General features: G+C 46.2%; 11 protein-coding genes and 1 tRNA gene. 6 read left to right on the top strand and 6 right to left on the bottom strand.

The genetic code is table 11. The annotated features are described in order from the left end of the window. Positions 1–70 precede the first annotated feature (70 nt). The 3 genes from QUA40_RS25475 to QUA40_RS25465 all read left to right on the top strand — a co-directional run bounded on the left by QUA40_RS25475 (position 71) and on the right by QUA40_RS25465 (position 1,590). On the top strand, positions 71–196 hold the full coding sequence (locus tag QUA40_RS25475) for a hypothetical protein (protein WP_333131052.1): 126 nt from the start codon (positions 71–73) through the stop codon (positions 194–196). A gap of 190 nt (positions 197–386) precedes the next feature. Then, the gene (locus QUA40_RS25470) at positions 387–1,433 is read left to right on the top strand and encodes a M42 family peptidase (protein WP_333131050.1); all 1,047 of its coding nucleotides are present in this window, start codon (positions 387–389) and stop codon (positions 1,431–1,433) included. 84 nt (positions 1,434–1,517) lie between these two features. Further along, positions 1,518–1,590, top strand: a tRNA-Glu gene (locus QUA40_RS25465). 359 nt (positions 1,591–1,949) lie between these two features. On the opposite strand, the gene QUA40_RS25460 is transcribed toward QUA40_RS25465, so the two are convergent. The 4 genes from QUA40_RS25460 to QUA40_RS25445 form a co-directional block, all read right to left on the bottom strand. Beyond that, a complete protein-coding gene (locus QUA40_RS25460) occupies positions 1,950–2,126 on the bottom strand; it encodes a hypothetical protein (RefSeq protein ID WP_333131048.1) in 177 nt (58 codons plus the stop codon). Between the two features lie 270 nt (positions 2,127–2,396). Beyond that, entirely contained in the window at positions 2,397–4,076 is a 1,680-nt protein-coding gene (locus tag QUA40_RS25455) for an AarF/ABC1/UbiB kinase family protein (RefSeq protein WP_333131046.1), read from the bottom strand. A gap of 436 nt (positions 4,077–4,512) precedes the next feature. Continuing rightward, positions 4,513–6,735 carry a GAF domain-containing sensor histidine kinase gene (locus QUA40_RS25450; RefSeq protein ID WP_333131044.1) on the bottom strand — a complete coding sequence of 741 codons (2,223 nt, stop codon included), beginning with the start codon at positions 6,733–6,735 and terminating at the stop codon, positions 4,513–4,515. Positions 6,736–7,264: 529 nt separating this feature from the next. Further along, positions 7,265–8,140, bottom strand: a complete 876-nt coding sequence (locus QUA40_RS25445) for a hypothetical protein (RefSeq protein WP_333131042.1) — start codon at positions 8,138–8,140, stop codon at positions 7,265–7,267. 178 nt (positions 8,141–8,318) lie between these two features. Between QUA40_RS25445 and QUA40_RS25440 the strand changes: the two genes are divergently transcribed. Continuing rightward, positions 8,319–8,867, top strand: a complete 549-nt coding sequence (locus tag QUA40_RS25440; RefSeq protein ID WP_333131040.1) for a LeuD/DmdB family oxidoreductase small subunit — start codon at positions 8,319–8,321, stop codon at positions 8,865–8,867. A 97-nt stretch (positions 8,868–8,964) separates the two neighbouring features. Here the strand turns inward: QUA40_RS25440 and QUA40_RS25435 are convergent, their stop codons facing one another. Continuing rightward, a complete protein-coding gene (locus QUA40_RS25435; RefSeq protein WP_333131038.1) occupies positions 8,965–9,387 on the bottom strand; it encodes an NUDIX hydrolase in 423 nt (140 codons plus the stop codon). 221 nt (positions 9,388–9,608) lie between these two features. Then, on the bottom strand, positions 9,609–10,034 hold the full coding sequence (locus QUA40_RS25430; protein ID WP_333131036.1) for a DNA-binding protein: 426 nt from the start codon (positions 10,032–10,034) through the stop codon (positions 9,609–9,611). Between the two features lie 151 nt (positions 10,035–10,185). Between QUA40_RS25430 and folD the strand changes: the two genes are divergently transcribed. Both folD and QUA40_RS25420 read left to right on the top strand, forming a co-directional pair. After that, entirely contained in the window at positions 10,186–11,064 is an 879-nt protein-coding gene (gene folD / locus QUA40_RS25425; protein WP_333131034.1) for a bifunctional methylenetetrahydrofolate dehydrogenase/methenyltetrahydrofolate cyclohydrolase FolD, read from the top strand. A gap of 73 nt (positions 11,065–11,137) precedes the next feature. Beyond that, the gene (locus tag QUA40_RS25420; protein ID WP_333131032.1) at positions 11,138–11,344 is read left to right on the top strand and encodes a hypothetical protein; all 207 of its coding nucleotides are present in this window, start codon (positions 11,138–11,140) and stop codon (positions 11,342–11,344) included. The last annotated feature ends 43 nt before the right edge of the window (positions 11,345–11,387 follow it).

Raw genomic sequence — 11,387 nt, 5'->3', positions numbered from 1 at the left:
GAACCTTTTTTCTTTGAGCTACCTCCGAAAATCCCCTTGACAACTGGCTTTGAGCCTTAACTTGTCACCAATGGCCAGCAGTGTATTCGCCACCAGCAACGGCTGCAGTTGGTCGGATACTTCTGGCGTCACCAGCTTGTCCGGGGCTGAGGTGAAACTCCAACGGATTGCCCAACGCATCCATGCGCTCGCATGAATCTTGTTACTCAATCCCCCTTTGCTGTGTCCCATTGCTTCATTTCTAGGTTCCTCAAAAAGCTCAGCAAAAAGATGTTTCTTTCAAGTGGGAAAATGCCTGAATTAAAACTAACTGTACCGCCGGGGAAATAGAGAGTAAATCTGCTTTAATATATGTCAAAATTCGATCCTAAAAACGAAATTCAAAAATGTTAGAGTTCGATCGCCTGTTCCAAACAATCGAAGAATTAGTAATGCTGCACTCACCCAGCGGTGCGGAGTCGGAAATTAACCAGCGGTTGATGGAAAAATTCGCCGCCCTGGGAGTGAATGCTTGGCTCGATCGCGCGGACAATGCGATCGCCCTAATTAAGGGCCGCAATCCCTCCAAGTCGATCGCCATTACCGCCCACAAAGACGAAATTGGCGCCCTAGTTAAAACAATAGGCGAGAGTGGCCGCGTGGAAGTCCGCAGATTGGGCGGCGCGTTTCCTTGGGTTTACGGCGAAGGCGTGGTGGATTTGCTCGGAGACAAGCAAACAATTAGTGGCATTCTCAGCTTCGGTTCCCGCCATGTTTCTCACGAATCTCCTCAGAAAGCTCAGCAGGAAGATGTTTCCTTAAAGTGGGAAAATGCCTGGATCGAAACTAAGTGTACCGCCGAGGAATTAGCCGAGGCCGGAATTCGACCGGGCACGCGGATGGTGGTGGGAAAGCACCGCAAGCGCCCGCTGCGGTTGAAGGACTGGATCGCGAGCTACACTCTGGACAACAAGGCTTCAGTGGCGATTTTGCTGGCTCTGGCGGAATGTTTGAAAGAGCCTGCGGTGAATGTTTATTTGGTAGCGTCGGCGAAGGAGGAGGTTGGGGCGATCGGAGCTTTGTATTTCACGCAGCGCCAGCCGTTGGACGCGCTGATCGCTTTGGAAATTTGCCCTCTGGCGCCGGAATACCCGATTCTTGACAGCGAAAACCCGGTTTTGCTGGTTCAGGACGGCTACGGAGTCTACGATGAAGGATTGAACGCCCAATTGCGCGCAGCAGCCGCAGCAGCCGATGTAGAGGTGCAGTTGGCGGTAATTAGCGGTTTTGGGAGCGATGCTTCGATCGCCATGAAGTTCGGCCACGTAGCCCGCGCCGCTTGTTTGGCTTTCCCCACCCAGAACACCCACGGCTTTGAAATTGCTCATCTCGGGGCGATCGGCAATTGCGCCGCCATCCTCAAAGCCTACTGCGACGAGCTTTCGGACGACTAGAAAAAAAAGTTTCGCAAAGTAGTTGACAAATTGGAAAAGATTAGTTAAGGTAATAAAGGTGCGGAACACAAGCAAACGCAACGCGCCCCCATCGTCTAGAGGCCTAGGACACATCCCTTTCACGGATGCGACGGGGATTCGAATTCCCCTGGGGGTATTGAAAATTTAAGTCGGATATCGAAATGATATCTAGCAACTGGTAAAGGCAAAAAGCCCGCTCCACACGCTAGGTATCATTTTTGTTTTTGCGATCGGCTTCTAGCGCGCTCTTGGTTAATTGTGCAAATCTTTTTCTATTAAATCAACGCTGGGGAATTAGAGAGAAGAATCTGCAAGCGTTCTCGAATAGAAGACCACATTTGATAAAAAGAACTCCACTCAACAAAATCGATATCATCTCCTTATTCTCCCGCCCTAAATTTTTGGTAAAATTTAGGGAATGGCATTTGATATGGATCGCGAATTAAATAACTTACAATTTTAATTGTGATTGTGGAAGTTATTTAATTCTCATTCCTATTGGGTTTCGTATTGCTTTAAATCTGTTTCTAATTCTGCAGCTTGTTGTTGAGCAATGGCAATTTCGTAAACGATAATTTTTTGCGCTCGTTCTACAACTTCGCTCACTTCACCTCGGTTATAGAGTTTTTCTAAAATTTTGAGCTGTTCCAGAATTTGATTTTGGGTTGCCATTGCCGAGTGGTGAATAATTTAGCTTAAACTAAGTTTAACTGAATTTTTTTTGAATGTGCGAAAGGAGGGCGATCGCACTGAAATCGGAAAATTATTATTGCGATGCCAGCGGAAACGATATTATCCACAGGACTTAGGCACTCCGAACAAAGAAACCGGGTTTTTAACCGATATTTAGGGTGTTCAGCAAGTATTTTGATTAAAAAACCCGGTTTCTGACCACCCGTGCGTGAGTCCTGATCCATTACCCATGATTAATTCCAAGTATATTTATCGATCGACCATTCGATCGAGCTTTTCCTTAACCAACAAGTCTAACAACGAGCGCAGCACAAACAAGCCGCCGAATCCCGAAACCGCAAAAGCTGCGATCGCCCCCGTTTTGTATCCGCCCACCAGCAGCACTGCACCTGACAACACCGCAAAACCAGCCACACAGGCAAAAATCAGAGTTTTTAAGGCTAAATTAATGCGTTTTAAGGCTCTTTCGCTCTCGATATTTCGCACTCTAATTTGCATCTCGCCATCTTCTATTCGCTGCTCCAAACGCTTGATAAAAACTTGCGATTTGCTCGGCTGCCGTAACTTATATGTAATAAAACTTCGCGCTTGCCTTGCCAATTCTCCGATCGCATTTCCCCGCCCCTTGCTCACTGCAATACTCTTGACAAAAGGCTGAGCGCATAATAGGAAATTGTAGTTAGGGTCGAGAGTTCTAGCAATGCCGTCGAGAGTTGTCACTGACTTGACAATAAACATCATTTCTGCAGGCAAGCGAAACGGTTGCTGCTCGAACATGATGTAAAGTTCGTTCTTAATTTCATTAAAAGCTTGAAAGTCGATCGGCTTATCAATAAACTTATCCAACAGAAAAGCAATCAGCCTGCGTACCGGCATCATATCCGGCATCGGCTCAACTAAGCCGATCGTAATTAAAGTATTGAGTAACTCGTCAGTATCCTTTCTCATCACAGCAAAAAAAGTCTTGACCATTTGGTCTTTAGCCAGAGACTTAACCTCAGCCATCATCCCAAAATCGTAAAAAATTAAGCTGCCATCTTCTGTCACCGCCAAATTTCCCGGATGCGGGTCAGCTTGAAAAAAACCGTCTATTAACAACTGTTTCAAATAACAGCAAATTCCTAGTTGATTGAGCTTCGTAATATCTACTCCAATCGCCTCTAAACTAATGCGGTCGTCCACCTTAATGCCTGGTGCGTATTCTAGAGTCAGCACTTTTTTAGTAGTGTATTGCCAGTATACTTTCGGGACAATAACTTGAGGATATTCTCGAAAATTATGGCTAAAGCGATCGGAATTTTTACCTTCTTGCACGTAGTCAATTTCTTGATATAAAATCTTAAAAAACTCGTGATAAATAGATTCCAGGCCGTACTTGCGCGTTCCAGGAAAATAGCGATCGCAAAAACGCATCACTTGGCGCACCGCCTTCACATCTAAATCAAATAAACTTTCCAAACCCGGACGCTGCACCTTTACAATCACATCTTCCCCGGTGTGCAGCCTCGCTTTGTGTACCTGTCCTAGACTTGCAGCAGCGATCGGCAACGGGTCAAAATCGCGGTACAAAGCGTAAATATCCTTGCCTAACTCTGATTCTACAAGAGCGATCGCCTCTTCGGAACTAAACTGAGGAACCCGATCCTGCAACTGTTCGAGTTCCTTCACATACTCAAGCGGCAGCAAATCCGCCCGAGTCGAGAGAGACTGCCCGATTTTAATAAACGTCGGGCCTAAGTTCAGCAAAGTATTGACCAACCAATGAGCCCTAATTCTTCTAGTATGAGGAGAATTATTTTGCAGCAGTCCATCCCACCACAAAAAAAACATAAACTTTCCCGCCGCTGCAAAAATGTCTATTTGTCGTGCCAGCGGCGAATATTTAGAACGTTGCCAACGCAGGGTTTTAGGTGCAGCTTTTGTGAGCATAATATTGGCGATCGAGTTCCATGCACCGCGACAATTTTTAGAGGACAGTCAAAGACGCAGAAATCGGCTTGTACGAAAAGATTTCGTAGGCTTTTGAAACTGTTGAAAAACTCAGTTTCTGTGGTCTCTCCTGCGTAATATTAAGTCCGGTTATACAACCGTAATCCAGTTAGTCCTAAGAACTTTAGTCCTGATTAATTTATTAAGAGAGGACGATCGTACTCACTACAAACACACGCTAATTACGGGTAAATAACCGAACATCCTATAAGTTCTAGGGAGAATCAGCAATAGAGAATCGGCAATTTAGACGAAAAACCAGACATACAAATCAAAAAGGAGGATTTGGTAGAGCATTTGCTAGATCCAAATCTCCCTCTCAAGGCAAGTCTTCGCCTGTTCCCTGCCAATTCACAACCGCTTTTCAACCAAACTATTATTCTAGATTAGAGAGTTCCGCTGGAAATTGAGGCAGAGTCAGAGTAAAAGATGTACGCCACAACTCGTCAGCTTCTGAACTTTCGGCCGGACGGCTAGATACATCAATAGTACCATTCAAGTGCTGCACTAAAGACTTTACCAGAGCCAGACCCAAACCGGTACCGGCTATAGCTTGGTCAGTAATGCCAGTACCGCGGCGGAACTTGTCAAAGATGTGGGGCAAATCAGCACCAGAAATGCCACGCCCGAAATTAGAAACGCTCAGGACAATATAGCCGGCCGCCTCAGACGCCTCGATAACTACCACCGTTCCAGAAGCCGAGTATTTTCCAGCATTTGTCAGCAGTTCCAGCAGCACGCGATTGAGAATGTCCGGGTCGGTTTCCCAGCTAGGGGCCAACTTGGGCAAATCCACCTTCAGAGTCAATTGCTTATCCGCCCACTGTTTTTCAAAATCCCTAACTAAATCTTGAATTAAACGATTGAGCTCGATTTTGATTCGAGAAATCGGAACTTGCTGAGGCTCAAACTGCTTGAGGGCAAGCAAATCGTTAACCAGAGCTGTTTCCTTAGAACACTGCTGTTCTAGAATGTCGAGATACTTAGTCCTACTCGCTGACGGCTGTTCAGCTTGTTTGAGCATCAGAATCGCCAGCTTCATGATTGTTAAAGGGGTACGCAACTCGTGACTCAGAGTGCTGAGAAACTCGTCTTTAATCACCTTCAATTTCCGCATTTGCTCTAGCTGATTGGCAGATTGTTCGTACAGTTTCCCCTGCACATCTAGGCTTTGCTGCAACTGAGCGGTTCTGTCGAAGACTACGGTTTGCAATTCCTTAAGCGTTTGAGTTTGGATAATTATCTTGCTCACTTGAGCGCTGACTGATTCAAGAACTTCTAATTCTTCCGGGCTCCAAGTGCGCGGCTCGGAGTGCTGCAAAACAAAGAAACCCAAGACTGTTTCCTGGCAGCTACGGCCCGTGAGGGGAACCAGCAGCAAGCCCCGAATGCCTTGGAGTTTCAAAATTTCTGTGGCTGCCTCTTGTTCTTTGCCGATTAATGCGCCTGCGTCAGCGAGGGCGAGGGGTTTGGGTGCGCTGTGGAATGCTTGGTGGCACAAATTAGATTCTGACAGCCAAAAAGCTGGATAGTTATTTGGTTTTGAGTTGGGGATTTTGGATTGGGAATTAGCAGTTTTATCTTTGTTTTTTGTTTTGGATGTTGAGCTTTTTTTTCCGGTAGCACTTTGTGCTATTGCCTGTTTGTTTGGATCTTTTTTAACAACGGATTCGCCAACTAATTCGACTTTCGCTTTGGGAGTTTGATTGGGGGAGCGAGTTGTAAATAGAGGATCTGTATATTTCAATAGGAGGATTTGGCCTCTATCTACTTCCAGGGTATCGACGGTATTTTCAATAACTTGCTGCAATATTCGATCGACTTCTGAATTTGTGTCGATCGAGGCAGCAACTGACTTGAGTAGATTTTTGTATTTAGCTTGTCGCTGTAACTGTTCGTTTAAGCTGGCAATTTCTTGAGTTTTTTGAATGTGAGAAATCGCGATGCCGATCGCGTCTGATGCTGCTTCAATGCCCTGCCGATCCGCTACCGACCACTCGTGAGGTTGCAACTTACCAACAATCATCATGCCATTTACAGCCCCTCCAAATCGCGCAGGCCCTGCCAAAATTGCCCGAAAAGGCAGCGGAGTCACACGGGAATTGGGCGATGAAGCTGCCGGAATATCTAGATAATCGGATATCGCCACTATCTCGCCGTCTGCTAGGACGTTTGCCCAAACGGGATGTTCGAGTGATATGCTAGGCGGTTTTAATCTTGTGGTTTGGGGGTGTTCCGGTGTTTCAGTGGAATCCGCAACACCGACAAAATATGGGAAATCGCTGCTATTTTGCCAGTAAGCCTTCGGATGTACTACTTTTTGGTCAACCACAGCAGTAACCAAACAGAAATCTGCCCCCCATGCAACCCCCAAAGTATTGGCTATTTGCAGCAGCAGGAGTTCTCGATCAAAGCTGGTGGCGAGAATTTGGCAAATTTGTTGCCCAAGAAGGGCAGGATCGACCTGGTACTGCATAAGACGATCCAGAAATTTTTGGACTGATACTGGTTCTGCGATTTGCGGTAAATGCAAAGTGCAAGACTCTGACGGCGATCGGTCGATCAAAGTAAAGTCTTGATTTCCCGGGCGATCGATCATGGCAACCAAGCCTTTATTCTAAGATGTTTGAGCCGGCTCCCGCTGCAAATATAGAACCTCTCCATAACCGTCGGCTTGACCGTTATGAGCCTGCTTTCTGTGTTTGTGCAGTCGGTCGGCGGGTCCCTCGATATGTAAAAATATACCCAGATCAGACCGAGTTCTATTTTCCTGTTTTCTAGCCTTCGATCTGTACGGGATGAACTTTACCATCCTTTACCGGATGATGATCAATCCCATTACCGCTAATTTTGACGGTTATTAGTAGTATGAAGCTTTTCTAGAGACCGCTTAGTGACACCCCTCTCCTCACCCTGTGATATTTCCTATTTAAGCTTGTGCTGCTAACAAATTTTTATTGTGATACAAATCTGCCCATCGAGTAACGCCGATCGCAAAAATTCAAAATCCCCAACTTATCACTCATAACATAGCTAAGAGTTTTCGAGTTTTTGCTCAAAAACTCATTTTTCACAACACCTAGAGCCGTGCAGCTAAGCCTCTGGTTAAATTTATCCCACTTACCTGCTTACTTATTTTGTGCTTCCTCTTGGGCTTTATCGCTATTTTGCCGGTAAAGTGCAGTCCGGTTCATAGCGGTTGTGTAGCGGGGGTGCTTGGAGGGCACGGCGGCCATCAAATCCGAAGCTTGCTGCCACTTAGCAGCTACGACTAACCAATCCTGGCGAGATTGAGCAGTTTTGCCCTGGGTGGCTGCTTGTTCGGCTACTCGCACTGCTTGGGCAAAAGAGTCCACAGCAGAATTAACAGTCTCCTTAGAAATTTTCAAAGCAGGTTTTGCCTTAGAGGAAGGGGCAGTGGCAACTGCTTGGGTGGTGGCTTGTGTGCTGTTTGGTACTTGGGAATTGAGTCCTTTGTAGATGGCTGCCGCTGCGGCGAGCAACAGCACCGTCAAGCTGATGCCGCCGACAATACCACGCTGAAATTGTCGGGGTTCCTGCATCGATCGAGGTATAGCGATTCTCGGCAAAGCCCGCTTGCCTGCGAGAGCTTGTCGTTCGTGATGGGCGGTGGCTAAACGCTTGAACAAATTCGGCTTTCGGAGTTTAATTTCTTGAGACCACAACAGTTGATTATCGGGATCGCGACTAATTTCTTCGAGCCACAGCAGTTGGTGTTCTCGAACAAGCCGGCTGTTGATGTTGACTCGGCGAATATTGTGGGGCGAAATGCGTTCCAAAATTTCTCGGACTCGATCGACCAAACTAGACTCTTCGAGCAGTTGGGGCGTTGCAGCTTCGCACAGCAGTTGCAGCGCCCCGTCTGCAAACACGGCTCGGGCCCTGACCCCTATCTGTGCCAGTTCGTCATTAAGGATTTGAATAATCGATGCAACCGAACCCTTGCGAGCTTGTCGAGCAATGTCATCTATTGGATTTGCCATAAAACTATCTTGACGCTTAGCAATCTGTTAATTGTTAACCCAAAGTCTCGGATCTAATTTTTACTCATACAGGTTATCACTGACACTGCCAGGTTAAAATGAACAGATGCAAATTTTGCATACTGATCCACTTAAAATTATCACCACAGCATCGAGCGAGGCTAACAGGAAATAAACTATGGGTAAAGTAATTAGCGGTCAAATTTTTGTTGTAGACGACAACATCGATACAGATCAAATTATCCCTGCCGAATACCTGACCCTGGTTCCCTCAAAGCCGGATGAGTACGAGAAACTAGGCAGTTACGCTATGATTGGGTTGCCCGATCGCTACGGTAAGTTTATCGAATCCGGTGAACAGAAAACCCGGTATCCGATTATCATAGCGGGCGAAAATTTTGGCTGCGGTTCTTCGCGGGAGCACGCTCCGATCGCTCTGGGGGCCGCGGGCGTCACAGCAGTGGTAGCTTTGTCTTACGCCCGCATTTTCTTTCGCAATTGCTCGGCTACTGGCGAATTGTACCCGATCGAATCAGTCGAGCGGCTCTGCGACTTGTTTGTAACGGGCCAAGAAGTGACGATCGACTTTACAGCAGAGGTAATTATCAACCACACTCTCGATCAAACTTTCTCCCTCAAACCTTTAGGAGAAGTAGGGCCTGTAATAGATGCCGGAGGGTTGTTTGACTACGCGCGCCAAACGGGAATGATTGCTGCTCGCTCTTAACTTTTAAAACCCCTGCAATGTAGGGTGTACCACCGGGCGCACCTTACGAATATCTCCCAGCTCAAACCGCTCCCATCTAGGGTGCGCGGAAATTTTATCAAATCGACTCAATAAAATTCAATAAAATACGCTGGTGAGCAATGCCAAAAGGTCGCACATCTCCTGACTGCTCAGAATAGCATTTGCCCGCCCTAATCTGCTCGGGTGTCAACAACTTCATATCCCATCCCTCAAGCAAAATTAAATCCTTGACATCCGCACTAAGTTGTGCATGAAAAACGTGCCGAACGACCTCTTTTTCGACATCACAACAGAAAAAAGAAACACTTGCAGGAGCATAACTAATTTCTTCTTTCAATTCCCGCAATACAGCCACTTGGGCAGTTTCTCCCGGTTCCAAGTGTCCGCCAAACAAAGCCCATTGTCCGGGATACCTGATATGAGGAATATCATCTCTCAACTGACAGAGAAACTTGCCGTCTTGGTACAAAATCGCGATCGCAACGTGAATTTTAGTCATGTGTTAGAAAGAAAAGAGAAGGAAGAAATTGCTGTAGGAGCCGGTTCACCAACATCTGTAAAATTAACCCAAAATATAGGTAAACCCGCCCCGACCATAATATTATGGTTAATGAACTTTGAAGATAAATAAACAGCTCCAAATCGCCCAAGCACAAATATAAACCTTTGATTTGTAGGAAATAGACTTACTTATTGAAATAAATTAGCATCTTCGTATTTTTATTTATTAGTCGCTGGAGTGCGCTTTAATTGTTCCATTTCCTCAACATAAACTTCACCTAAATCCTTGCCTGCCAATTCCTTGAGAGTAATACTCTTGTAGCGGACTTCTCCCTTCAGCAACACTTCATCACCAAGCTGGGGCAAATCTTGCTTGGTTAAAATCCAAATACTACCAGTACCATCCTCAAGTTGATAAGCGGCATTCCCAACAAACGGAGCTCGATTTTCTACCTTTCCCCGAAGATAAACTTCAGCATCGACTTGCCGTTTTTGTTGAACGTCGCCAATGCTAGCCACATTAAAACCAAGATTAAGTTGAGATAGAGGTAAATTGCCACAACTGAAAAAACCGCTGGCGAGGATTAGCGATAAAGAGCCGGTGCAGAATCTTTGAACCCAAACTTGCTTAATTGCAGTAGTCATTGGTCAACTGATTTGAGATTTGAGATGTGAGATACGACTTACTTTAACAGAATCCAAAGAATCGATCGCAAGTCAGAAATTTCTCTAGTGTAGTCCTTGGCGGGGATTAAGCTAAAATCTAAAATCGTCAGCCCCTAACCCAGAGTCTACAATGGATGCCAAAACTGCTCAAATACTAGATGGCAAAGCTTTAGCGACAAAGATTCAAACCGAACTCAGCGATCGAGTCCGCGCCCTACAACCCCAAAAGGGGCGTCCTCCGGGACTTGCGGTGCTGATGGTGGGCGACAACCCGGCCAGCGCAGCCTATGTTCGCAACAAAGAGCGAGCCTGCACTAAGGTTGGCATAGCTTCCTTCGGCCAGCATTACCCCGCAAACGCTACTCAAGCCGAACTAGAACTTGCAATTCGTGCACTCAACGAGGACGATCGAGTAGATGGCATTTTAGTTCAATTACCGCTACCAGAACACTTAGACGCAATTTCGCTGCTGTACCAAATTGCCCCCGACAAAGATGCTGACGGACTTCACCCTGTAAATTTAGGTCGTCTCGTGCGCGGGGAGCAAGGTTTGCGGAGTTGTACTCCCGCCGGAGTGATGCGGTTATTGCAGGAATACCAGATTGATTTGAAAGGAAAAAATGCCGTTGTTTTGGGCCGAAGTATTTTGGTAGGCAAACCGATGGCGCTGATGCTGTTAGAAGCCGATTGTACTGTTACTGTAGCTCATTCGCGATCGCAAAACTTAGAATCGATTACCAACCAAGCCGATATTCTAATAGCCGCCGTCGGGCGCACAGAAATGATTACAGCTAATATGGTCAAACCTGGATCAGTAGTAATTGATGTCGGTATTAACCGCGTCGTCAATCCTGACGGTACGAGTCGTTTGGCCGGAGATGTGGATTTTGATGCTGTTAAAAAAGTAGCCGAATTTATCACGCCGGTGCCGGGAGGAATCGGGCCGATGACTGTTGCTATGCTTTTGGAAAATACGGTTTCGAGTTATATTGAATACGGTTCTAATTGAATTATGACCAACTTGTGAGCCAGTATTGGCTCAAGTAGGGTTAGTAATCTACCAACACACAGAGATTTTAGCTATGGCTTTAAAACCGGATGCGTCAGGGACATTGCGCTTAATTGGCGACAACACCTCGGAAGGAATTCAACTTACTCCTGGAGATCTAAACAACTTCCCTTTAGGAGCTTGGGCACTCGATGGCAACGATACAGTAAATGGCTCAGGGGCTAGCGAGTTAATCCTGGGAAATGAAGCTACCGTGTACACACAAGTCAAAGTAAACTAGGCTCATGTTTTGAGAGAGGTATAAACCGTGGACAACCCCATAC

The organism is Microcoleus sp. Pol11C3 (assembly GCF_036701485.1).
Lineage (GTDB): Bacteria > Cyanobacteriota > Cyanobacteriia > Cyanobacteriales > Microcoleaceae > Microcoleus.
The sequence above is the reverse complement of the archived record's forward strand: the minus strand, read 5'-3'. Positions and strand labels throughout refer to the sequence as shown.